Source organism: Salinicola halimionae (assembly GCF_003206065.1).
GTDB lineage: Bacteria > Pseudomonadota > Gammaproteobacteria > Pseudomonadales > Halomonadaceae > Salinicola > Salinicola halimionae.
The window spans coordinates 1,128,987-1,152,820 of record NZ_PZJQ01000004.1 but is presented as its reverse complement, the minus strand read 5'-3'; the positions used below and the strand labels follow the sequence as shown (position 1 = coordinate 1,152,820).

Genomic DNA, 23,834 nt, shown 5'->3' with positions numbered 1-23,834 from the left:
GGCCTCAGCGCCCACGATGATCGACATTACTTCCGCCCAATGGCTGGGCTGGCTTCAGCTGTTCTTCTGGCCTACGGTGCGTATCCTCGCCTTCTTCATGGCCTCGCCGCTATGGAGCCTGCCCAGCGTGCCGACACCAGTCAAAGCGTTGTTCGGCGCAGCCATTGCCATCGCCATTGCGCCGACCCTACCGCCGATGCCGGCAATCCCCCTGTTTTCGCTGGAGAGTTTCGGTCTGCTGCTGCAACAGATCCTGATTGGCGTGGCCATGGGGCTGGTGCTGCGCGTGATGATTGCCGTGGTGCAGACGGCCGGCGAATTCATCAGCATGCAGATGGGGCTGGCGTTCGCGACTTTCTATCAACCGGATGCCGGCACCAACACGATGGTCATTTCACGTCTACTGGAAATGTTGACGCTACTGATGTTTCTGGCCGTGAACGGACACTTGATCACGATCGAGATTCTGGCCTGGACGTTCGAGGTGTTGCCGATCGGTTCGACCTTGATCGATGCCAGTTTCGCCGAAACGCTGGCCCGCTGGGGCGGCACCATCTTCTCCTCCGGCTTGCTGATGGCCATTCCCATCATCACGGCGCTGTTGCTGATCAATCTCTCGCTGGGCATTCTCAATCGGGCTTCGCCCCAGCTGTCGATCTTCTCGGTGGGTTTCCCCATGACCTTGACCGCGGGACTGGTATTGATCACCGTGCTGATGCCGGACCTGGGGGGGTTCTGGAGCGATCTGTTCAGTCAGCAACTGCGCTTCATGCAAGGCATGATCGAGCAGATGGCCGGCAACCCCTGACCCGATAACGGTCTCACCCAATAACGCAACTTCATCGAAGAGGGGCGCNNGCGCCCCTCTTCGATTTGCGCTGTTTGATTGGCTGTCGGACGGCCGGAACTCTTCGCGCCCCTGGCGCCTAATCGCCGATTACATCAGATCGAACAGCGAAGTCCCCTGCAGATCGACGAAGGCTTTCTGCGATGCCTGTAGCCCCACTTGGCGCAGCACGTAATCGGATATCGCCGTGGTGTAATCGAGATCGATCAGGTCACTCTGGGTCTGGGTGTAGCTGATCGCGCGATCACTGCCTACGGTGTCCAGGGTATCCAACTCATTGAGCCTCGCGCCCACGGAAGCCCGCACGGTCAGAACGTTGTCCAGTGCATTGGACATTTCCCGGCTGGAGGTCGACAGCGTGTTGGCAAAAGCGGCCTTGTCGGTATCGGAATCGAGCGGATTCTCCAGCGCCGAGAGCATGTTCTCGAACGTGGTGAAGATATCCGGATTCATATTCTTCGCGGGGCCCGTGGAGAGCGAATCGCCATCATCCGGGGCCCCTTCCAGCGTCAGACGCACGCCACCGAATTCCAGTGTGGCGCTGGTGCCGTCATAGGTGCCCGTTGTGCCATCTTCAGGGCCACCACTGATCGTATATTCGAACGTTCCGTCACCGTTATCATTGAAAGAGATCGAGTAGTTCTCACCATAACCTTCGGCCGTCGTGTCAGTTACCTGCGGACCGGTAAAGGTGAGGCTGCCAGTGTTACCGGCGTCCGCCTTGGCCACATAACCGGAGCCCGCGGCCACGGTCTGAAAGACCTCGGTGCCGGTATTGCCCACGTTCATCAGCCGAGAGGAATCGACCTTCTGTTGGCGTACCTTGTCGGACCCGGCGTACTGGACCGCACCGGACGCGTCCTTGACGAACGGCTCGGCGCCATCCTGATAGCCGCCGAACAGATGGCTGCCGTTACCGTCGGTCGAGTTGGCCTGACCCAGCAGCGCCTCGTAGACGCCGCGCAACTCTGTAGACATCGACTGCCGATCGGCATCACTCAGCGTGCCATTGCCCGCCTGGACCAATAGCTCCTTGGCTCTTGTCAGAGAGTCGGAAACATTATTGAGGACGCTCTCTTCCTGACTCAGGGAGTTGCGTACGGTCACTCGGCTGTCGTTTTGCTGACTATTGCTGGCCAATGACTGCGATACGCCGATGGCTCGTGCTGCGGCCTGCGGATCATCGGAAGGACGCACGACACGCTTGCCGGAAGCGATCTGTTCGCCGACCTCCATGAAAGCGCTCTGCTGGCGGTTCATCGAGCTGACACTGCGCTCGAACATCATTACGGTGCTGACACGCACGGCTTTCTCCTCGATGGCGCCTCGATAAAAGGCGCGATCAATAGCTATTCAATAGCGACGCTTCAGCGGCTTTTAAGCGCGCAGTCCCAAAATCGTATCCAGGATGGTCGAACCCGCTTCGATGATCTTGGCGTTGGCCGAGTAGTACTGCTGATACTTCATCAGGTTGGCGTATTCCTCGTCCAGGTTGACGCCCGAATCGGCCTGCTGATAGGCGTAAAGCTGATCGCTCAGGCCCTCTTGAGTGGTGAGGTTGGCCTGGGTGATCGAGGCTCGGTTGCCGACATCACTGACCATCGCGGCATAACCGCCGCTGAGTGTCGCACTGCCACCCACCAGCTTCTGACTTTGCAGATCGAGCAGCGCCAGTGCGTTGCGGTTATCACCGCTACCGCCGCTGTCGCCATCGGCGGCGGCAATCTTGCTGGTATCACTCAATGCCACATCGAACCCGGCAGCCGCATTACGTGTCGGCTGAAGCATGAAGACATCTCCCTCGGCCGGGTTGCCGCTGGGCGTCAATGTCACCCCACCCACGGAGAGCTTGCCGTCGGCATCGGGCGAGACTGTACTGATATCGCCACTACCCAGGTTCTCGACCGAGTAGGAGCCATCGGCCTGGTAGGTCAGGCGATAGTCATCCGATGTCAGTTGGCTGACATCACCATATTCGGCGGATAGCGAACCGGTGCCAGCGTTGCTGGACCGGCTGATGGCGGTCGGACTGCCAATGTCGAAGAAAGCCTCGCCGTCATCGCCATTGAGATCGACGCCAGCCTGATGTTGCGTGTTGAAACTCTTTGCCAGAGTCACAGCCAACTGGCCAAGCTGGTTCTGGGCGCTATCCAGCGTTTCACTACGAAAGCTCAGTAGCCCGCCCAGCTCGCCACCCTTGATGACGGACTCCTTGAGCGGCGAACGGGAACCGGCGCCATCCTCGTAGGCGATCGTGATGCTGGAAGGATCTTCGCTGTTCTTGACGGCTACTAGATCGAATGACTTGTTACCGGCGACCAGCGGCATCCCGTTGGATAGCGATACCTGATAAGTGGAGCCATCCTGAACCTGGACGTTGACGTCGACCAGCTCGCCGAGGTCGCTGACCAGTTTGTCGCGCTGATCCAGCAAGGCGTTGGGCTCCTCACCGCTCCTGGCGCGAGCGAGCGTGACCTGCTTGTTGAGATCGGCGATCTGGTCGCTGAGATTGTTGACCTGGGAGACGACGCCGCCAATCTGGCCATTGATACCCTCGCGCATATCGCCCAGGTAATCATCGTAGGCACGGAACTGTGCAGCCATGCTGCGCGAGCTACCCAGCAGCCCTTCTCGCGCTGCCGCATCCGCCGGCGCGCCGGTCAAATCCTCGACACTGGAAAAGAACTTCTGCATCAGAGTCGTCAAGCCGGAGTCGCTATCCGCCAACAGGTCATCGACTTGGTTGACCTGGCTCTGATAGGTCTCCAGTGCCGATTGACGGCTGTTGACCTGGTTGAGCTGCGAACTGATATAACCATTGTATTGACGCTGAATGCCGTCGACGCTGACACCGGAGCTGGCACCATTGCCACTCCCATTCTGTCCCAATAACGTCAACTGCCGGCTATAGCCGTCGGTGTACACGTTGCTGATGTTATTACTGGTGGTCGATAGCGCATTCTGTGCCGCGCTCAAACCACTAAGGCCAATCGAATACAGGCTCATATCGCTTTCCCGTGAAACACCGTGTCAATTCCGGCAATGTCCGTGCAAGATCATGATTTTTTATCGGCGGCGTCGGTCACTTCTTGAACCATCCAATCCATTATTTCGCAACGATTTGTTACCGGCAATCAGAAAATCGCGGTAGGTAGATCGTCGGGGCCGAACGGGTTGTCGCTGCGGCTCGACGCTGCCAATAGATCACTACCCGCCGAGGACTCGAGCGTGCCCAACTGCGCCATGATTCCGCGAAGTTTGTCAGCGTAGCGAGGATCCGTGGCGTAACCACCCTGCTGCAACGCCTGCGCCGCAACGTCAGGCGATGAAGCCGCTACCACGCCCTGATAGCGCGGATTGTCACCGATAAGCTTGGCATAATCGGCGAACGCTTCGGCATAGGAACCATAAACCCGGAAACGATCGGCCATCTTGATCGGCCGCCCGTCGACATATTCGGTGGTGGTGATTTCCGTGGTGGCGCCTTGCCAGGACGAGCCGGCCTTGATTCCGAAGAGGTTATGACTGTTGCCGCCATTGGCCGTGGGGATTTCTCGCTGCCCCCAACCAGTTTCGAGCGCGGCCTGAGCCAGAATCAACTCGGCGGGCACACCCGAGGATTGCTCCGCCTGCTGGGCGGGTCCGGCCAGACTGTCCAGGAAGGCGCGGACGTGTGCCGGTCGATCATCGGACTCGCTCGCCTTCGGATCCAACGGCATCGAATGCGACGCGGTCGCCGCCGTCGAGCCGAGAGCCGCGGTATCGAATCCGACAGCGTCTCGCCCAGAAGAATGCGGCACGAACCCGGGAGTGCGTAGACCGCCATGCAGCAAGCGCGGAGCCCCTCTTGGGATACCGGCAATCAACGTCGCGCTGTCGTCGGCCGAGGCAACGCTACCAACCGGTAACGCCGAGGTCCCCGGCAAACCACTGCCCTCGAGCTGCTGAACCAGTTGATCGGCCAACCCCAAGCCTTTGCCTGCAAGCTGCTGGGCCCACTGCTGGTCCTGCATGGAGCGCATCATATCCATCTGATGACTCTCCAGCAGTCCGGACTTGGGGCTGGCGTCACGCATACTCTTGAGCATCATCTGCAGGAAGACCGCTTCGAACTGACGCGAAGCCTCCTTGAGACTGCCCTGCGGCGAGTTGGCAGCGCTGTACTTGAGTTTCTGCACGCTATGGACATCGAGCGCGAATTGCCCCGAAAGATCGTTGCTCATCGCCATCAGATGACATCCAGTTCGGCATTGAGCGAGCCTGCCGATTTCAATGCCTGCAGAATCGACATCAGATCCTGGGGAGAGGCCCCCAACGCGTTCAACGCGTTGACCACGTCCATCAGATCGGCACTGGTCTGGACCATCTGCAAAGCCCCGCCCTCCTGCTGAATGGTGATATCGGCGTTGGGTACCACCACGGTATTCCCACCGGCCAGCGCATTGGGCTGGCTGACCTGCGGGTTGGAGTCGATGACGATCGACAGATTGCCATGGGCGACGGCGGCGCGATTGAGCGTGACGGTATCGGAAAGCACGACCGAGCCGGTGCGAGCATTGAGGATGACCTTGGCCGGTCCACGCTCGGTGGTAACGTTCACGCCCTGCACCCGCGCCAGAAAGGTGACACGATCATTGTCATTGCCCGGCAACCTGAGCTGGACCGTGCGCCCATCGAGCGCGGCAGCCACCGGCGCGCCGAACTCCTGATTGATCGCCGTGACCATGCGTCTGGCGTTCTCGAAGTCAGAATTCTTGAGAAACAGATCCAGAGTGCCGTCGGCGTCACCCAGGCGCATCGGTACTTCCTGTTCGACGAGCGCGCCACCGGGGATCCGACCTGCAGACAAATGGTTGACGGAAACACTGCTGCCCGCGGCCTCGGCACCGGCGCCACCGACGTAGACGTTACCCTGGGCCAGCGCGTAGACACGACCGTCAGCACCCTTCAACGGGGTCATCAGCAGCGTTCCGCCACGAATGCTATCGGCATTACCAACCGACGACACTGTGACATCGATCTCCTGGCCCTGCCGCGAGAACGGCGGCAGTTTGGCCGTGACCATGACCGCTGCCACGTTACGCAGCTGCATATTGGTCCCTGCGGGAATCGTGACACCCAGCTGCGACAGCAGGTTGGTGACGCTCTGCCCGGTAAACGGTGCCTGTGTGGTCTGGTCACCGGTACCGTCCAAGCCAACGACCAGGCCGTAACCGACCAACGGGTTATCACGCACGCCGGAAAAGTTAGCGAGATCCTGGATGCGTTGAGCCTGCGCACTCAGGCTGAACAGCAGGATCGCGACAAGCACGAGTCCTCTCGCCAACGGTGAGCGACGTAGAGAGAGGCATGAATCCGGCGATAGAGACAGACGAGACATAGGCATCAGAACGGCGAAATGTTGAGGAAGAAGCGCTGCAGCCAACCCATGGTCTGCGCTTCGTTGATATACCCGTCACCGATATATTCGATGCGGGCATCGGCCACCTGGGTCGACTGCACGGTGTTGGCACCGCTGATCGCCCGGGGATTGACCACGCCGGAGAACCGGATGTACTCGGTACCCTGGTTGATCGCGATCTGTTTCTCGCCACGCACCTTGAGATTGCCATTGGCCAACAGATCGAAGACGGTCACGGTGATCGTCCCGGTAAAGGTGTTATTGGCATTGGCACCACCCGATCCGTTGAAGACATTCTCGCCTTCGAGGTCGGTACCGTACTTCTCGAGAAAATCGAGAGCGTCGGGCACCGTAGTCGGTGTAAAAGAGGCGGATCCATTGCGGGTCGCATTGGCCGCCGAATTCTTGCTGGCACTAACCTGCTCATCGAGCACGATGGTAATAATGTCGCCGACCTGGCGCGGGCGGCGATCCTCGAACAGCGGTTGAAAACCGAATCTCGCCTGATAGATCGAGCCGTTGGCTTGCACCGGCGGCGTCGAGGGAATCTCCACCGGCGCCGAATCCTCGACCACGGAGTGGCGGGGAATCTGGGCGCAGCCGGAGACGATCAGCACCAGAAAGAGGCCGATCAACATCATCATTCTGCGCCACATCGGGCCTAGTTCCAGGTTCGGCGACACGCGTCTTCCTCGGTTATAGCTGGGTCAGACGCTGCAGCATCTGATCGGAAGTTTCGACGGCCTTGCTGTTGATCTCATAGGCACGCTGCGTCTCGATCATGCTGACCATCTCCTCGACCACATTGACGTTGGAGGTTTCGACGTAGCCCTGATAGAGCTTGCCAGCGCCATCCAGGCCGGGGTTGAGATCGGTACGTGGACCCGAAGCATCGGTCTCCAGATACAGGTTCTGGCCGATGCTCTGAAGTCCGGTCGGATTGATGAAGGTGGAGAGCATCATCTGCCCGACTTCATTGCTCTGGGAAGTCCCGGGTTGCGTGACGGATACGCCGCCGTCCTGGCTCACGGTGATCGACAGCGCGTTCTGCGGAATCACGATCGGCGGATCGACCGGGTAGCCGCCGGCGGTCACCAACTGGCCGTTCTCGTTGACCTGAAAGCTGCCATCGCGGGTATAGCCCGTGGTCCCATCTGGCATCTGCACGGCAAAGAACCCCTTGCCGTTGATCGCCAGATCGCGAGAATTCTCGGTGTTCTGCAGCCCGCCTTGCGTATGTAGCCGCTCGGTGGCAACCGGACGAACACCGGTACCGACCTGCATACCCGAGGGTAGCGTGTCGACCACCGAAGACTGGGCACCGGGCTGACGCACGTTCTGGTAGAGCAGATCCTCGAAGACGGCGCGAGACCGCTTGAAACCGTTGGTGGAGACGTTGGCCAGGTTGTTGGAAATCACGTCCAGCTTGGTCTGCTGCGACTCCAGGCCAGTCTTGGCCGTCCATAAAGACTTGATCATGAGAGAAACCCTATCGTCGGTAGGCTAGCGCGTCGGCTGGCATCAACTGGTCAGAGAAAGCAGGCTGTTGGCGCGTTGCTCATTCTCATCCGCGCTTTCGATCACTTTCATGTGCATGTCGTAACGACGGGCGCTGTCGATCATCGATATCATCGCATCGGTCGCGGTCACGTTACTGCCTTCGAGAGCACCCGGGACCAGACGCAGGGTATCGTCGGCCTGCACTGGCGCCGCAACGTTCTGGCCTTGCGCCGGGGTCATCCGGAACAGACCGTCTTCCCCGCGCACCAGATTGTCGTTCCCCGGCGCCACCATCTTGAGGCGCGCCAGAGGCGCAACGGCATCGGGATTCTGTCCGGGCTCCAGCACGCTGATCGAGCCGTCGGCCGCGATCGTCACGTCGCCGCCAAGCGGCACCACGATCGCCTGGCCGTTGTCGGAGAGCACCGGATTGCCGAGCGACGTCAGCAGGCCGGTAGAATCGACTTGCAGATCACCCCGCCGGGTATAGGCTTCGCCGCCATCCGGTGACTGAACGGCCAGCCAGGTATCGTTACCTTGTAAGGCCACATCCAGGCTACGCCCGGTGGTGTTGATATTGCCTTGGGTGAAATCGGCCCCTGGCGTGGTCATCATCGAGGCAACCCGGGTGGACAGGCGCGCCTCGCCCTCCACGGGCACCGCGCGGAACGCCATCAACTCGCCACGAAAACCCGGCGTGCTGACGTTGGCCAGATTGTTGTTGACCACCGATTGCTGCGCCATGGTCTGGCTCGCGCCACCACCGGCGGTGTAGAGGATTCTATCCATGCCCAGTGCCTTTCAAGTCAGTGCCCTTGGAATCAAAGCTTTCGCGTCAAGCCTATCGCAGCGAGGTCGTTGCCGGTCAGATCGCAACCGGCAACGCCAGTGTGTTGGCGACGGCACTATCAGCGCAGCTGCGCGACCTGATCCATGACTTCGGACTGGGTCCGGATCGAGTTGGTGTTGGCCTGATAACTGCGCTGCGCAATGATCAGATTGACCAGCTCCTGCGTCAGGTCAACGTTGGAGGCTTCCAGTGTCTCGGACTCGATCGACCCCAGGGTGCCGGTGCCTGCGATACCCAGCAGTTCGTTGCCGGAGTCCGCCGTCGCCGCGAATAGATTGCCGCCGGACGGTGACAGGCCTTCAGGGTTACGGAAGGTCGCCAGTGCGATCTGGCCCAGATTGACGGTCTTCTCGTTGGCATAGCTGCCGACGACAGAGCCATCATCGGCGAAGCTGATGCCGACCAGCGCACCGGAGGCGTAACCATCCTGCGCCAGGCTCTTCACCGTGGAGTCATTGGAGAACTGGGTGCTGCCCGCCATGTTGAAGGTTGTGACGATGTTATCGACACCCGCACCCAACTGCCCGGCGCCATCAGCAGCGGCAGTAAACGACAGCTCGGGCCAGTCGAAGTTAGGATCAGTAATAGGTGTCGTAGCACCACCCTCGCCGATCGAAAACAGCTTGCCCGAAGAATCGAACGCCAGACTCAGCGCAGGGTCATTTGGTGTCAGCACGCCATCCAGCGCCGTGCGTGCGGTCCAGGTGTTTTCGCCAGTCTTCTGGAAATACAGCGTCGCATTGTGCTGCGCGCCCTGGGAGTCGAAGACGCCCAGGCTAGTCGAATAGTTGTAGTCGATGGATGCCTGGTCGGCAGCGTCAGTACTCTCGGAGTTCTTCGCATCAAGGCTGTTATAGAGCGTTGCCGTCGAAGTGTCATCGGCGACCGTGGTGGCGTCCAGGTTGAGTAGAATATTGATACCGGATTGAGTGCCGGTGCCCGTGCCGGTAGCGCGCGCGGGCATATCCGCCGCCGGTATATTGAGCACCTGCGGCTGGCCACCGACGACGACGCCGGAGTTGACGTTAGTAGCGTCTGCCAGGCCATACCCCATCAGTTGGGCGCCCTGGGCATTTTCCAGAAAACCGTCAGAAGTCAGCGTCAACTGGCCGTTGCGCGAATAGCCGACCTCGCCTTCCTGCTGGAAGCGCAGAAAACCATCACCGCTGATGGCGACATCCAGATTGCGCCCAGTGGCCTCCAGACTGCCGGTGCTGAAGTCCTGAAGGACACCGGAAACCCGGGTACCCAGACCAACGGCGCTGTTGGCAAAGACATCGGAAAACTGCACCGACCCACTCTTGAAACCCTTGGTCTGAGAGTTGGAAATGTTGTTACCGATGACATCCAACTGCTGAGCCGCGGCGTTGACGCCGCTCAATGCCTGTGAAAAACCCATGACTGATCCCCTGCGTTTATCGGTTGCGTAAGCTAAAACGGTTTTTTTGTCGCTACTGATTCACTCAGAGAATCTGGCGCACTTCCGAAAGCGCCACGGGATCCTGAGCGTATCCCAAGTCGAGCTGTGCGCCATTAGCGCCTTGAATCACGCCGTTCACGAGGGCGTAATTCAGGGTCGTCGGCGCGTATGTCTCGTCTCCCACGATTCCGGTCAGGGAAGCCGTGTAAGTACTATTGGTCGCGGCGCTTGAGCCGTCGGCCAATTTCCCATCCCAGGTAAAGCTATGGACGCCGGCTGCCAGCGGCCCGGTCGAGAAGCTGTCGATGATTTCGCCACTGGCGCCGCGGATATCGACCCGAAGATCTTCAACCGCGCTGTCTAGCTCCACACCGATCGGCGTTGTGACGACACCGTTGGATTCCTCGGAAGCCCCGACCAGAATCTCGTTGCCCGGCACCATCACGCCCTGCCCGATCAGCGCGGTGGCCTGCAAGGCCTGCCCCGCATCGATTTGATCGGTAATGGCGGAGAGGCTGTCGTTGAGCTTTTCGATACCGCTGACGGTATTGATCTGAGCCAGCTGTGCGGTCATGTCCGAATTTTCCATCGGGCTGGTCGGATCCTGATTCTTCAACTGAGTGACCAGCAATGTCATGAAGCGATCATTGAGTTCACTACCGGAATCGGCCCCCGTGGTGGCACTGCTGGCAGTTGTGCCATTGATATTGGCTAACGTACTGCTACCAATCACCGGACTGGACATGACATCTCCTTGATGTGGCCCGACACCGATCAGCCTTCGCCGATGGTGAGTGTTTTGGTCATCAGCGTCTTGGCGGTATTCATGACCTCGACGTTGGCTTGGTATGAGCGAGAAGCGGCGATCATGTCGACCATCTCGTTGACCGGATCGACATTGGGCATCTGCACGTAGCCCTCATCGTTGGCCAACGGATGGCCGGGGCGATATTCCATGCGCATCGGCGTGGTGTCGTCCTCGATCACGCCATTGACACGAACGCCGCCCGCGCTGCCCCCCTGCTGGCTCATCGCCTGAAACATGACCTGCCGGGCGTGGTACGGCTGCCCATCGGGCCCGGCGACGCTATCGGCGTTGGCCAGATTGCTCGCGGTCACGTTCATTCGCTGTGAGTTGGCCGACAGCGCCGAACCTGAAATCTCGAATACACTGAACATCGACATCGTGTTACTCCGACTGCATGGCCTTCTTCAGCCCTTGAATTTTACGGCTGACGAAAGTGACATCCGCTTGATAGCGCATCGAGTTATCGGCGAAAGCCGAACGTTCCCGATCCATGTCGACCGTGTTGCCATCGAGACTGGGCTGATCCGGCATGCGGTAGAGCAGATTCTGAACCCCAGCCCCGCCAGCAGCCTGACCAGGGATATGCCGTGCCGAAGTCCGCGACAGCGACAACCCGCCCGATGACTCGCTGCGGCCCTGCTCCATGACTCGATCCAACTCGGCACGGAAGTCAAAATCCCGCGCCTTGAAGTTGGGCGTATCGGCATTGGCGATATTGTTGGCCAGTACCTGTTGACGCTCTGCACGCAGATTGATGGCTTCCTGCTGAAAGCGCAGTGCGTTATCCAATTTGTCGAACATGCCGTATGCACCTCGGATGGCGTTCGCTGGAAAATTGACAGGGTGGAGAATAGCGGCGAGTGCTTCGTTTCAAACGTGTAAACAGACCGTTAATTGCGCGCCATTTTCATCAATGCTCATGAGCGAGCAGGCTTAGAATCGCTATCCAACGTGGAGGATTCCGTCGATCGGCGCGATGTACCGCGCTCCTCATAGCCACCGAGATCCGTGATATGCGTGTCGCCCCCCCAGAAGCAGCCCAGCGCCCCCGATCGAGATATCGCCCTTCTGTCCGGCGTCTGTTCTGGGCCAGCGCCGCAACGCTGATGACAGTATTGTTCGCACTATCGCTTTTGCCGATCCCTTCCATCGCCCGAGCCGACACCGAAACGCCGGCCGGCGACGCCGTCTCTGAAAGCGTGACGCGTTTTCTCGAGCAGCGAACCAGTTCACTAGGCGACCAGGTGACGATCGAAATCAGAGACAGTGGTGCCAATCTGGGCGACTGTCCGGCACCGCAACCCTTCCTGCCGAGGCCAGGTGTCCCCGAGGGCCGGGTTACGGTTGGCGTTCATTGCGGCGGTGAGGGCAAGCGAACACGTTACCTACAGGCCACGGTTTCGGCGGTGGTTCGCCATTTGGTAGCACTCAAGTCGGTCGATCCCGGACAGCGAATCGACGCGACGATGTTAGGTTGGCAGCAAGCGGATATTGCCCGTCTACGACGTGGCTATCTCGCTAGTGCCGATCAGGCAATCGGTATGGTTGCCACACGGCGCATTCCCAATGGGGCAACGCTGACCGACAATATGCTCAGAAAGCCCTGGATGGTGAAACGTGGCGATACGGTAGTGCTCACCGCCGTCGGCCACGGGTTTCGTGTCAGTCGCAGTGTCGAGGCACTGGATAACGGCGGATTAGGGAGTACCATTCGCCTCAAGACGGAGAACAATCAGATTCTGCAGGGGAAGGTGACGGGCCAGGATCGACTTCGCGTCGATTTGTGACTCGCTCAGATAAATTTCTTAACAAAACTCTGCTCAAATCTCTTTCAGCTCCCGCTGGCTTTGCCGATAACGTAAGCAAGCACGTGATTGTGCATCCAGCCATGAGGTAGTGACATTGAAAATCGATCAAACACAGCCGCTGACTCGCCCCACCCAGAATGAGGCAACTGAGCTGCGCAAGAGCACTGAGTCGTTGGAGGGCACCAAGCCATCGATCGGCTCCAAAACGACGTTGAGCCAAATTTCGACGGGCGACGATAGCAGCGATATCGATACCGCTCGCGTCAACGAGATTCGCCAGGCCATCTCTGAAGGCCGTCTCGAACTCGACACCGGAAAGATCGCCGACGGCCTGGTTCAGAGCGTCCGAGATATGCTGGGTGAGCGCTGATCACCTGAACTCCAGCCCCTTTTCAGGAATTTTGCATGACGCCAGCTGAATTGATTGTCGAGCAACAGACCCTACTGCAAGCGTTCGCTGAAACGCTCGATGCGGAAGCCGGCTGTCTCGGCAAGGGCAAGGTCGATGGGGAACGTCTGAGCGCCTTGGCGGCACTCAAACAGCAACAGCTCAATGAGCTCGACCGCATCGAGGAGCGACGCCGCGAGCATCAGCAGGCATTGGGATTCGGTCTGGGGAGTCAAGGCGCAGAACAGTTTGCCCACGCACTGGACCATCATGCAGCGTGGCAGCACACTCGTCAGTTGGCTGAGCAGGTTCGCACAACCAATAGGCTCAACGGACACATCATCTCCGCGCGACTTGAGCATAATCAACAGGCCATCGATTTTCTCAATCGTGCCATCGGGGGTAGCGTCTACGGCCCCAACGGTGAATCTCGACATCACGGCTTCGGCGGCATCAGCTCCAAGGCCTGAAAGAACAAGCGTCTGAACGCAAAACCCTCCGCCGAAACAGACGGCAGAGGGCTCTTCAGCTGGGCGCGCGAAAAAAGTAAAAGCGCTCAGTCTTCCGTTCTGACTACCCAGGACTCGACGGTGTCGCTACCGTGCTCGTCTTTCCAGGCCTTCAGCGTCTTGTGGTTGCCACCGCGTGTTTCAACCACATCCCCAGTCTTGGGATTTTTATAAATCTTCAGCTTGCGCTTGCGACGCCCGCCGGTCGATCCGGACTGGCTAGCCGCTGACGACGCGCTATCGGCTTTCGGATTCAGCAGTTCGATGACATCACGGGTGGTCTTGCCATACTCTGCCATCAGCGCTTCGAGCTTTTCCTTGAACTCGATTTCGGCCTTCAGGCGCTGATCGCCTTCCATGCGCTTCAGCTCTTCTTCCAGCTGCTTCAGGAGCTGTTCTTTTTTGACGTAATCGCTAAGTAGAGACATGCGTTCGTTGTTCCGTTGCGGATTGGTTTAAGCGTGATCATTATTGCGGATATCTAAAAACTTGCAAGCGCCGCCAGATGATTTTTTTAAAGGCGAGCAATAACAAAACTCTATTTGGGCCACGAGAGATGACTAACGGCTCTGCTGAGCGCTCTTGAGATGTTCGCTTCTCCATTTCGAGAACATTGAAAATCGGTTCTATCGATGGACGATGTAACGTTTTCCCGACTTAACGGTGTCGTAGTAGGAAGATAGCCGTAGGAAAATAATATCAAAATAGCGTCGACCAATAGACGATGGAAAAATCATCCCGTGGATCTTGTCTGACGCACGGGGAACAACGGTCGATGAATAGTGTGGCGCGAGTGACAAAAACTGGAATCCATCGCATCTCCCTCTGTCGCTACCGTATAAAATTTTCAATAAGCAAATAAAGCACGCATGAAATTCACGGACCAAGGCTATCGGATCATTTCAATGCCCCCGCGTTCGGCGCTACAGTTGCTCCCGCGTGCCGTCGATATTGAGTAGTAACTCGCGACGCAACGAGAGCCCCGCAACAGAGTCATACACCGAGAACACGCGCCGAGGTATACAAAATCATGCGTCAAAAGCCATGTATACCCAAGCTACGCAGCGAGAACAGCATCGCAAGAGGTACGCGTCGATAACCGCGACATCGATAAAAGATAAAACCAACAATGAAAAATCATTTCTTGAAAAAGACGATAGGCGCACTCGGCGGGATCTGGCTATGTGCTTCATTGCTGATGTGTGGTGCCGCGTGGCAGGTGACTGCAGGCCAGTCGGTCGCGATCATTGTACTGCTTGCATGGCTTTCCGGGTTGCTGGGTTTAGGAGCCACTCTGTGGTTACTCGACCGCCAGCTGCTAATACCGGTAAAGCGACTGACGGACCATGTTCGCCTCGAACACGACTTCAGCAATACGCCGCAAGAAATGCCCGTTGATCTCTTGCAGCGCCTCGATGCCGTAGGTTCGTTGGCGAGACAGTTGCAGACGCTAATCGAAGAATCTCGAAACCACAACGCCGCGCTGCTGGAACAGACATTGAACGACCCCTTGACCGGGCTCGGCAATCGGCGTTTGCTCGAGAGCCGTCTCGACATGCTCATCCCGCTGAGCCGGCGATTGAGTTGCACGGTCTCGGCGATGATGATCGATGTCGACCATTTCAAGCCGTTCAATGATAACTATGGCCATCCCGCAGGGGATGCCTGCCTGGTAGATCTCGCCGGTGTGTTGAAAGACACCTTTCGTCGGGAAACCGACGTCGTGGTGCGTCTGGGTGGCGAAGAATTTCTGGTGCTACTGATCAATATCGACGAAGAGGAAGCCTGGACACTGGCTGATGCCATGCGCGGCATGATTCAAGCGCTGGGCCTTCCCCACGAGTATTCGCCTGTGGCAGACGTCGTTACCGTCAGCGTCGGCGTGGTGACCAGTCCGAACGGCTTGCTGGTCAATATCGACGACATGATCGCTCATGCCGATCAAGCACTCTACGAGTGTAAGGCCCAAGGTAGAAACCGGGTTGCGGCCAGATTGATCGGGGCGCATCCCACACCTCCTCCCTACCCCATCGCCGAATCTGAGCGACGTCTCTCCCGAGCCTGTGACGACCCACTGCCGAATCTGTGATATCCACTGTCGAAACAAAGACATCCATCACCGAAGCGGGAAGAGGCGCCAACGAAGCCGTGACGGGCCTTGGCATCGAGGCAACAATCTTTACACATCAATACTGGATATAGATACAGTCTTTATTTAGATTATCCTTATCGGTGCACTGGAAACGCCGCCTTTTTATAGCTTTTTTTATGCATACCATTAAAAATAGCTTTTTTTGACTATAATAAGATCAGATCCAATGACCACGATGAGGAGCCTCATGTCAGTGATCGGCGTACTCAGCGGGGACATCGTTGCCTCCCGCGACATTACCGACAAACGCCAGTTGCGCCGCGCGATGGACACAGGCCTCGAGCGCCTCGAAACCACGCTGGGCGCCGTGGGCATGCGATTTCGTGGTGACGCTTTCCAGTTGGCGATACCCAAGGCCCAGGATGCCCTCATCGCGGCCGTCATCATGCGCGCGAGCCTCATCGAACATTCGCCCTCTCGACAGCAGATGTGGGATGCACGAATCGCGATCGGCATCGGTGAGAGTGCGATGCCTACGGTGGATGATTTCGTCAATGCCGATGGAGAGGCTTTCGTGCGCTCCGGGCAGGGCCTGGACGACACATTGAGTCGAGGCCATCAGCGCCTGGGGTTATTTGTCACCTCGGCTCAACCCGATCTAGATCTGCTGGTCCGCTTCGCTGATGACATTATCAGTCATTGGAGTCATAACGCCGCGGAAGTCGTTCGCTTGAGTCTCACGACCGACCTCTCCCAGAGCGAACTCGCCCGACGACTGAGCCGCTCTCAACCGACGATCAACCGCCGGCTGAGTGCCGCACGCTGGCCACTGATACGAGAGTTTCTCGATTTTACCCGGCAACGCCTGGAGGCACTGGCATGAGCGAGACGAGCCTATCGCTGCTGCTGGCACTGTTGCTAGCGCATACCATCGCTGATTTCATATTGCAGAGTGATATCTGGGCGAAGCAAAAACAGCAGCATCATTGGCGCACGATATCACTTTACTGGCATGTGGCTATTCATTCCCTGTCGAGCCTGGCGGTTATCATCATTTTTGGTATCGAAATCTCGATTGCCATTGTCGCCATGCTGATCATCGGGCTAACCCATTGGCTAGTCGACGTACTCAAGAGTTATACGCCGCCACGCCAGGTCCGCTTCTTCCTTCTGGATCAGGGATTGCATCTGATAATCCTGACCGCCGTTTGGTGGTGGATCACCGATGCCGACATGGCGGTTCTTCCCATCGATATCCGCATGCTATGGCAGCCAAAGACCTTACTGATCGCTTTGACCTATCTGGTGGTGACGCGCCCCGCCTCGGTATTGATCGCGCTGATCATGCGACGCTGGAGCGAGGGCGTCGATACCCGCGGCACGCTAGCCGATGCAGGAGCCAGAATTGGCATGCTCGAGCGCTTCCTTATCCTGACATTTGTACTGAGTCATCAGATGGCCGCGATCGGTTTCCTGTTGACGGCCAAATCGGTACTGCGTTTCGGCGACCTTTACGAGGATCGTGATCGCAAACTGACCGAATACGTGTTGCTCGGCACGATGTTGAGTTTCTCGCTGACACTGACGCTGGGTCTGCTGGCCCGTTACCTGCTGAGCGTGCTATGACATCCGATCACCATGGAGCACAACCGAGTGTGATACGGCATCTCGGTGGCTGGCTGCTGCTGGCCATGCTAGTCGGCTGCGCGGGCTCCTCCACCACGGAAGTTCGCGACGGCTACATCGCCGATCACGCTCATTTATCCCATGCCTACAACCAGCGGATTCGCTACCTGATTCTTCATTACACCGATTCCGAGGAGTCCAGGGCGATGCGGACGCTGCTTGGACCCGATGTCAGTTCGCATTATCTGGTGCCCAGGTACCCTGCGACCACCGACGCCCTGCCAAGCGTCTGGCAGTTGGTCGACGAGAAGGATCGCGCCTGGCACGCCGGCATCAGTGCCTGGGAAGATCGTACCCAGCTCAACGATACCTCCGTCGGGGTGGAAATCGTCAATCGCGGTCCACAGGACATTCCAAAGAGCACCTCGAAGCACCGGCCATCCGGGCCATCCGGGCCATCACATGGCGTCACCGCGGTTCGACAATGGGAACCCTATCCCGAGGCACAGATCGAGGCGGTCATCGCATTGGCGAAGGACATCATCCACCGCTACCACATGCCGCCTACGGCGATTCTGGGGCATTCGGATATCGCCCCGTCGCGAAAGATCGATCCTGGACCACGCTTCCCCTGGAAAAGGCTCCACGACGCCGGAATCGGCGCCTGGCCGAAAGACGCCGACGTCGTGGCCTATCGTCGGCAATTCTCTCGCTGTTCCCTTACGATCAGCCAGATCCAGCAAGCTTTGAGCGCCTATGGCTATGCCATCGATGTCTCCGGCGAGCTGGATAATCGCACTCGGGATGTGCTGCGCGCCTTTCAGATGCATTTCCGCCCCGCCAACTATGCCGGTCAACCGGACGACGATACCGCTGCCACGCTGTGGGCTCTACTGGCGCGCTACCGGCCTCAGGCCCTAATCGACAACAGCCTCGTAAAGCCAACGGGCTGCGAAGGTAGGCGAGACAGTTAGCGAGGTTTCAGGAGCTAAACGGATAGTGAATCAGATCATGGATTCTGGCCGAGGCTCGGGACTGGTTGCGATAGGCATGGGGTTGATCCGCCGGGAAACGCACGGCCTCTCCGGCAGACAGGAATTGCCATTCGCCGTCGAGTCGCAGCTCCATCTCCCCTTCCAGCACGATCAAATGCTCGATGACGCCGATCGCATGGGACGCCGATTCGCTTAGCGTGCCCCGGGGCAGCTCGATCACGAACATCTCGAACCCCAGCGCAGGATCGAACGCGAACAACGGCGTCACGATCATGCCCGAGGCATCATGATGCCGTAGACCCGATCTCGGACGCTGTAGCGCAGAACCTTCCGCCACCAGAAATCGTGAAAGGGGTAGTCGCAACCCACCGGCTATTTTCCATAGCGTCGAAACGGTCGGCGTAGATTCACCACGTTCGATCTGCCCCAACATCGCCTTACTCACACCGCATTCCCGAGCGACTCGATCGAGGCTCCATCCTCGCTCGGCGCGATGCTTTTTCAAGTGACGGCCGATGGCCGAGATATCCGCGTCCATCATGTTGTCTCCCGTGTGTCGCACTGCCGACATCTCGACTTCAGGGTGTGGGGTCAGCTGGCATGAATAATCGTGTCGTGCGCTATCACGCACATTGCCATCATCTCATCGTGTGCGTTATAACGCACATCCATAATCGTCATCGAGATGCCTCCTATGGATCGCTTACCGACGGGGCGAGGATTCGCCTTACCCAGGATCACCCTGTCACACGTCACGGCCGGTTTCGTGGCGGTCCTGGTCGGGTACACCAGCTCTGCGGTGATCATTTTCCAGGCGGCAGCGGCCGCTGGTGCAACCCCCGCTCAGATCGGCGGCTGGCTAAGCGCACTTGGCCTGGCCATGGGTATTACCTCGATCGGTCTCTCGCTACGCTATCGCCAACCCATTCTGACGGCTTGGTCGACGCCGGGCGCGGCGCTACTGGCAGTCAGTCTGCCAGGCATCCCGCTGAGCGAGGCGATCGGGATCTTTTTATTCAGCGCGGTCCTGATCCTGATCTGCGGCATCACTGGCTGGTTCGCCAGGCTAATGCAGATCATCCCGTCATCGATAGCCGCCGCCATGCTCGCTGGGGTGCTGCTGCGTTTCGGTCTGAACGCCTTTGCCTCGCTGGAAGGCGATTTCGTTCTGGTACTGGCAATGTTTTTGACCTATCTCGCTGCCAAACGCTGGCAACCCCGTTACGCCATCGTACTGGTGCTGCTGGTCGGACTCGGCGTGGCCGGTGGACTGGGAGAGATCGACACACGCCAGGCAGACCTGATCATGATCATGCCTCAACCGGTCTGGCCCACTTTCTCGCTATCGAGCCTGATCGGCGTAGGTATTCCGCTGTTCGTGGTGACAATGGCTTCGCAGAACGCCCCTGGCGTTGCCACACTGCGTGCTGCCGGCTATGAGACGCCGATTTCGCCGCTGATGATCTGGACCGGATTGGCGACACTCATTCTGGCCCCGTTCGGCGCTTTCAGTGTCTGTCTGGCCGCCATCACCGCGGCGATCTGCATGGGGCCGGAGGTCGATCCCGACCTGAACTGCCGCTACCCGGCGGCTGTCTGCGCTGGCGGATTCTATCTTCTGGCCGGGCTTTTCGGTGGATCGATCGGGACCTTATTCGATGCGTTGCCACCAGGTCTGGTGCTGGCAATCGCCGGTCTGGCGCTGCTTTCCACCATTGGCGGCAGTCTTCACCGGGCCCTGCTCGAAAGTCATCAGCGCGAGCCTGCCCTGATCACGTTCCTGGTGACAGGCTCCGGCGTGACGCTGTTCGGCATCGGCGCAGCATTCTGGGGGCTAGTAGCTGGCTTGCTGGCGCTATTCATTCTATCAAAACCGCGTCGTCACTGACCCAGGGTGACCGCGGGCCCCGAATGATCTCGCCAGCGCAAGAGGACGCGCATCAGATGCCGTTCAGCGCGCCCTGTCGCGCATTCTCGTCATCATCTCCCTGCGGCTCGACATCCACCTCAACATCGAGCTTGTGCGCACCACCACCATTCATGATTCCCGTAAGCGGCGGCACATCACCGTAGTCACGCCCCCACCCCAAAATAATGTGGCGATCACCCGGTAGGCTGCCGTTGGTCGGATCGTATTCCAGCCAACCCCAGTTCGGGACATGTACCGCGATCCACGCATGTGACGCATCGGCGCCAATCAAACGAGGTTGCCCGGGCGGCGGTAGCGTTTCCAGGTAACCGCTGACGTAACGCGCCGAAAGGCCTAGCGAGCGCAGACCACCGATCATCAAATGCGCGAAGTCCTGACAGACGCCGCGTCGAGCCTGAAGCACTTTCAGGATTGGCGTCGCCAGGGTCGAAAAGTCGGGATCATAGGTAAACGTCTCGAAGATCCTGCGGTTAAAATTCTCTAGCGCCTCGAGTAACGATCGGCCGACCGGAAAACTGGGTGACGCAAAGGCACGCAGCGCAGGTTCCCGCACGATGAACGGTGAATCCAGTTGAAACTGACGAAGTTCGGGCGCTCGAGCGGCATGGCTTGTGGCCGATTGCCAGTCATCGTCGACGTCCCTCGGCGGTCGCGGTCGTCCCTGGATGTGGAGACGAGTCAACGCGGTGACCGAAAGCCTCGTATGGACCTCCTGAATGCTGAAACGCGTCACCCGATTGCCGAAGAAGTCGACTCGCTCGCTGGCGATCGCAGGGCGCGGCTCGATCAGGAGTTCAGTGGATTCGACCTTCTGCCATGGGAGCTCCCGCGGCGTGACCCGCGCCTCGTTATGGCACAGAGAGACCGGAGAGGCATAGTCGTAGCGAGTCGTGTGGCGAACACAGTAGCGCATGCAAGAATCCTGTAACGAGATGACGACTGACGGTCATGGCAATCTATTGCGCTTGCATCGGCACCAGCTGGCGCGGCGCTTCGACGTGACTGAAATGGCTGTGTTCGATGGCCAGCGACAGCGCATCGAGCGGTGCCGTCAGCGCATCGAGCAATTCCGCCAGCGCACGTTTGGCCTCTTCGTCATCATCGAGCCTCGCCAACAGCTCCAGGTCGGCGAGATGGAGGGCTGAACGGGCCTTGATCAACAGTCGTGCCTCATCGCTGCGATAGGGCGTATTGCTCGGCTGGGGCAGACGTTCGATCTGACGCTCCAGGCGCTTGAACATGTAACCGACGGAGCGCGGGTTGGCCTCGTCGAACAGTAGCAGGTCGAGAATGGCTGCAGGATGCAGCTCACTACGGTAACGCCGCCGATAGGCCGTCGCGTTATCGGTCGTCGCCAGGACCACATCCCATAGCGACTCGCCTGCGTGGATGGAATCGATCAACGCCAGCCGCAACAGTCTCAAGGTGGCCAGCGCTCGCTCGAGGAAGCGACCGATATCCATGAAGCGCCAACCGAAATGATGCGGCATGGTCTCGTTGCAAAGGCCGAAGAAAGCCGCCAGCTGAGTGATCAGTGTCTCGACCGATCGACGACCCTGATCGATCCCGGCAGAGGGCAGTCGGGTGGACTCCTGACGTAGCTGATTGAAGACGCGCCAGGCGTCGTCGCCGAGATGGTCGCGCACGGCGCGGCAGTTATTGACCATGCGGGAAATCAGCATCGGCAGACTACCGTCCCGGCTCTCCTGAAATAGCGCCAGCAGACGCTCCCGGTGCGCAACGAAGAGCTCCACCGGCAGCTCGCCAGGCAATGCCGTATCGGGCTCGAGCAGATGCAGGAGGTCGATCAGGGTTTCATCTACCAGCCCTTCCTGATCCTGCTCCAGCAAGCGATAAAGCGCTTCCCGCAGCAGTCGGGACCGTCCCTCGAGACGTTCACCGTAGCGTCCCACCCAGAACAGGCTATCGGCAACACGGCTCGGCAGATCGGCGCCATCCCGCGTTACCACCAGCGGCTGACGTGAACGCCGCAGACGGCTGACATGGGGCTGCGGCTCATCCGCGGTGACCCAGACATCCTTGACGCACTGACTGGATCGCATCGCGGTCCCCGGGGCACCCTGCCAGGCCACCCCGCCGGGCATGACATCGTAGCCACTGAAACGATAATCGGCATCGAAAGTCGCCTGACTGAAACAGCGAAGATTGAATGACGACGGTGTCAGCTCGGCACAGTCACGACTGAAGAATGGCACAGTCGCCGCCACCACCGGTTGCTGCGCGACGTAACGATCAGGATGGTCGATGATCGACCGACGCAGATGGCCCGCTGCGTCCTTGCTCAAATCGCTGGGAGAAACCAGGCTCGCGCCCTCGTCCAGACACTGGAAGCTGAGGGTATCGAAGCCGGCCATCGCCCAGGCCAACCCTTCCGGCAAGCCACACCAGTGACGTTCGATGCCCTCGATCTGCAACATCTCGCCGAGCAAGCGCTCGCAAAGGATCGGCAGATGCGCCGCGATCAGCGGATGTTCCAGTGCGCCCACCCCAGGAGGGTTGGCCACGCCAACGCCACCGGCTCGAATCGCTTCGAGCAAGCCGGGCACGCCGATCAGAGAATCGCCGCGCAGTTCCAGCGGGTCACTCCAGGCATCGCCGATATGACGCAGCAACACGTCCACTGGCTGAAGGCCACCCAGAGTGCGCATCCAGACCCTGGAATCACGGACCACCAGATCACTACCCTCGACAAGGGCCAGATTGAGATAGTTGGCCAGATAGGCATGCTCGAAATGGCTATCGTGGCCAGGGCCCGGCGCCAACAGGGCAATGGTAGGATGATCGAAGTTGAGGCGTGACAACGATGACAGGGAGTGGTGTTGAGCCCCCAGAAAACCCGCCAGCCGTCGTAGTGGCGCCCGGCGATAGAGATCCGGCAAGGCACGAGACATGGCGATGCGGTTTTCCAACGCGAATCCCATGCCCGAGGGGGATTGAACACGGTCCGCCAGCACTCGCCAGTGCCCTTGCGCGTTACGGGTCAAGTCCACGCCGTGCAGTAGCAGCCCTGGATCCTCCTCGCTCAGCAGTTGATCGCAAGGCCGCAGAAAAGCCGGGTTGGCATAGAGCGCATCGGCCGGCAGCACACCCTCCGCCAGCATCCGTCGCGGCCCATAGATATCCTTGAGCACGGCGGCCAGCAACCGGCTGCGCTGCCGCAAACCCTGTTCGAGGTGTTGCCATTCCTGAGGCGAAATCACCAACGGTAACGGATCCAGCCACCACTGGCGTCGGCTGCCAGCTTCGTCGTTGGGGAGATTGTACGTCACCCCATTTTCATGCAGCAGATGCTGCACTTCATCAGCTCGCTGGACCAACGTGTCCCGTCCCAACTGACCCAACTGATGCAACAGCGGTAGCCAGCGCTGGCGCACCGATCCGTCGTCCGCGATCAACGCATCGTGAGCGCCGCCGGGAGCATAGGTTTCCAGCCAGGAAGTGCGAAGTGCTTCGATCGCCAGCATCGTTTTTATCTACGTGTGCGCCGGGGCTCCCTCCCAGCGGCCGGTCATCACCGGACTCCTGCCGGTGCCATGAGACGCGACGAAATCGTCGATTCCCTTCAATCAAGAAAACCAACACTCAAAACCAACGCTCAAGAACTATTGCTCAAGTACGGAGGTTGATTGAAACGAGTGT

Annotated in this window: 24 protein-coding genes; 9 read left to right on the top strand and 15 right to left on the bottom strand. The window is 58.9% G+C overall.

Going from position 1 to position 23,834, the window contains the following annotated elements:
• Window positions 1–16: 16 nt before the first annotated feature.
• Window positions 17–808, top strand: a complete 792-nt coding sequence (gene fliR / locus DOM27_RS10965; protein ID WP_110656021.1) for a flagellar biosynthetic protein FliR — start codon at window positions 17–19, stop codon at window positions 806–808.
• A gap of 129 nt (window positions 809–937) precedes the next feature.
• On the opposite strand, the gene flgL is transcribed toward fliR, so the two are convergent.
• From flgL to flgB, 11 genes are all read right to left on the bottom strand, one after another.
• Window positions 938–2,152, bottom strand: a complete 1,215-nt coding sequence (gene flgL, locus DOM27_RS10960; RefSeq protein ID WP_110656020.1) for a flagellar hook-associated protein FlgL — start codon at window positions 2,150–2,152, stop codon at window positions 938–940.
• Window positions 2,153–2,224: 72 nt separating this feature from the next.
• Window positions 2,225–3,853 (bottom strand): flagellar hook-associated protein FlgK, encoded by a 1,629-nt coding sequence (gene flgK / locus DOM27_RS10955; protein ID WP_110656019.1) that lies wholly within the window; start codon window positions 3,851–3,853, stop codon window positions 2,225–2,227.
• A gap of 128 nt (window positions 3,854–3,981) precedes the next feature.
• A complete protein-coding gene (gene flgJ / locus DOM27_RS10950) occupies window positions 3,982–5,076 on the bottom strand; it encodes a flagellar assembly peptidoglycan hydrolase FlgJ (protein ID WP_245392675.1) in 1,095 nt (364 codons plus the stop codon).
• Window positions 5,076–6,227, bottom strand: a complete 1,152-nt coding sequence (locus DOM27_RS10945; RefSeq protein ID WP_110656018.1) for a flagellar basal body P-ring protein FlgI — start codon at window positions 6,225–6,227, stop codon at window positions 5,076–5,078. Before DOM27_RS10945 ends, flgJ begins: the two co-directional genes overlap by 1 nt.
• A 5-nt stretch (window positions 6,228–6,232) precedes the next feature.
• The gene (locus DOM27_RS10940) at window positions 6,233–6,904 is read right to left on the bottom strand and encodes a flagellar basal body L-ring protein FlgH (protein WP_245392673.1); all 672 of its coding nucleotides are present in this window, start codon (window positions 6,902–6,904) and stop codon (window positions 6,233–6,235) included.
• Window positions 6,905–6,944: 40 nt separating this feature from the next.
• Complete coding sequence (flgG, locus tag DOM27_RS10935) at window positions 6,945–7,727, bottom strand: flagellar basal-body rod protein FlgG (RefSeq protein WP_110656017.1); 783 nt, start codon at window positions 7,725–7,727, stop codon at window positions 6,945–6,947.
• Between the two features lie 42 nt (window positions 7,728–7,769).
• Entirely contained in the window at window positions 7,770–8,537 is a 768-nt protein-coding gene (locus DOM27_RS10930) for a flagellar basal body rod protein FlgF (protein WP_110656016.1), read from the bottom strand.
• A gap of 119 nt (window positions 8,538–8,656) precedes the next feature.
• A complete protein-coding gene (gene flgE / locus DOM27_RS10925; RefSeq protein WP_110656015.1) occupies window positions 8,657–9,997 on the bottom strand; it encodes a flagellar hook protein FlgE in 1,341 nt (446 codons plus the stop codon).
• A gap of 64 nt (window positions 9,998–10,061) precedes the next feature.
• Window positions 10,062–10,763, bottom strand: coding sequence for a flagellar hook assembly protein FlgD (locus DOM27_RS10920; protein ID WP_110656014.1), 702 nt, complete (start codon window positions 10,761–10,763; stop codon window positions 10,062–10,064).
• 29 nt (window positions 10,764–10,792) lie between these two features.
• A complete protein-coding gene (gene flgC / locus DOM27_RS10915; RefSeq protein ID WP_110656013.1) occupies window positions 10,793–11,203 on the bottom strand; it encodes a flagellar basal body rod protein FlgC in 411 nt (136 codons plus the stop codon).
• Window positions 11,204–11,207: 4 nt separating this feature from the next.
• Window positions 11,208–11,627, bottom strand: a complete 420-nt coding sequence (flgB, locus tag DOM27_RS10910) for a flagellar basal body rod protein FlgB (RefSeq protein WP_110656012.1) — start codon at window positions 11,625–11,627, stop codon at window positions 11,208–11,210.
• A gap of 305 nt (window positions 11,628–11,932) precedes the next feature.
• On the opposite strand from flgB, the gene flgA reads away from it, so the two are divergent.
• From flgA to DOM27_RS10895, 3 genes are all read left to right on the top strand, one after another.
• The gene (gene flgA, locus DOM27_RS10905) at window positions 11,933–12,613 is read left to right on the top strand and encodes a flagellar basal body P-ring formation chaperone FlgA (RefSeq protein WP_157956751.1); all 681 of its coding nucleotides are present in this window, start codon (window positions 11,933–11,935) and stop codon (window positions 12,611–12,613) included.
• A gap of 115 nt (window positions 12,614–12,728) precedes the next feature.
• Window positions 12,729–13,004 (top strand): flagellar biosynthesis anti-sigma factor FlgM, encoded by a 276-nt coding sequence (flgM, locus tag DOM27_RS10900; protein WP_110656010.1) that lies wholly within the window; start codon window positions 12,729–12,731, stop codon window positions 13,002–13,004.
• Window positions 13,005–13,039: 35 nt separating this feature from the next.
• The gene (locus tag DOM27_RS10895; protein WP_110656009.1) at window positions 13,040–13,492 is read left to right on the top strand and encodes a flagella synthesis protein FlgN; all 453 of its coding nucleotides are present in this window, start codon (window positions 13,040–13,042) and stop codon (window positions 13,490–13,492) included.
• A gap of 86 nt (window positions 13,493–13,578) precedes the next feature.
• Here DOM27_RS10895 and DOM27_RS10890 read toward each other — a convergent pair whose 3' ends face one another.
• Window positions 13,579–13,959 (bottom strand): histone-like nucleoid-structuring protein, MvaT/MvaU family, encoded by a 381-nt coding sequence (locus DOM27_RS10890; RefSeq protein ID WP_110656008.1) that lies wholly within the window; start codon window positions 13,957–13,959, stop codon window positions 13,579–13,581.
• Between the two features lie 716 nt (window positions 13,960–14,675).
• On the opposite strand from DOM27_RS10890, the gene DOM27_RS10885 reads away from it, so the two are divergent.
• The 4 genes from DOM27_RS10885 to DOM27_RS10870 all read left to right on the top strand — a co-directional run bounded on the left by DOM27_RS10885 (window position 14,676) and on the right by DOM27_RS10870 (window position 18,223).
• Window positions 14,676–15,620 carry a GGDEF domain-containing protein gene (locus DOM27_RS10885; RefSeq protein ID WP_157956750.1) on the top strand — a complete coding sequence of 315 codons (945 nt, stop codon included), beginning with the start codon at window positions 14,676–14,678 and terminating at the stop codon, window positions 15,618–15,620.
• A 250-nt stretch (window positions 15,621–15,870) separates the two neighbouring features.
• Entirely contained in the window at window positions 15,871–16,506 is a 636-nt protein-coding gene (locus tag DOM27_RS10880) for a hypothetical protein (protein WP_110656006.1), read from the top strand.
• Window positions 16,503–17,249: a DUF3307 domain-containing protein gene (locus tag DOM27_RS10875; protein ID WP_110656005.1), complete on the top strand. Its 747-nt coding sequence runs from the start codon at window positions 16,503–16,505 to the stop codon at window positions 17,247–17,249. Before DOM27_RS10880 ends, DOM27_RS10875 begins: the two co-directional genes overlap by 4 nt.
• Before the next feature lie 29 nt (window positions 17,250–17,278).
• Window positions 17,279–18,223 carry an N-acetylmuramoyl-L-alanine amidase gene (locus tag DOM27_RS10870; RefSeq protein ID WP_245392672.1) on the top strand — a complete coding sequence of 315 codons (945 nt, stop codon included), beginning with the start codon at window positions 17,279–17,281 and terminating at the stop codon, window positions 18,221–18,223.
• A 7-nt stretch (window positions 18,224–18,230) separates the two neighbouring features.
• On the opposite strand, the gene DOM27_RS10865 is transcribed toward DOM27_RS10870, so the two are convergent.
• Window positions 18,231–18,782, bottom strand: a complete 552-nt coding sequence (locus DOM27_RS10865) for a helix-turn-helix domain-containing protein (protein ID WP_110656447.1) — start codon at window positions 18,780–18,782, stop codon at window positions 18,231–18,233.
• Window positions 18,783–18,938: 156 nt separating this feature from the next.
• On the opposite strand from DOM27_RS10865, the gene DOM27_RS10860 reads away from it, so the two are divergent.
• Window positions 18,939–20,132: a benzoate/H(+) symporter BenE family transporter gene (locus DOM27_RS10860; protein WP_110656003.1), complete on the top strand. Its 1,194-nt coding sequence runs from the start codon at window positions 18,939–18,941 to the stop codon at window positions 20,130–20,132.
• A gap of 52 nt (window positions 20,133–20,184) precedes the next feature.
• Here the strand turns inward: DOM27_RS10860 and DOM27_RS10855 are convergent, their stop codons facing one another.
• Together DOM27_RS10855 and DOM27_RS10850 are read right to left on the bottom strand one after the other, a co-directional pair.
• Window positions 20,185–21,087 carry a transglutaminase family protein gene (locus DOM27_RS10855; protein WP_110656002.1) on the bottom strand — a complete coding sequence of 301 codons (903 nt, stop codon included), beginning with the start codon at window positions 21,085–21,087 and terminating at the stop codon, window positions 20,185–20,187.
• A gap of 43 nt (window positions 21,088–21,130) precedes the next feature.
• Entirely contained in the window at window positions 21,131–23,659 is a 2,529-nt protein-coding gene (locus DOM27_RS10850; protein WP_110656001.1) for a circularly permuted type 2 ATP-grasp protein, read from the bottom strand.
• Between the last annotated feature and the right edge of the window lie 175 nt (window positions 23,660–23,834).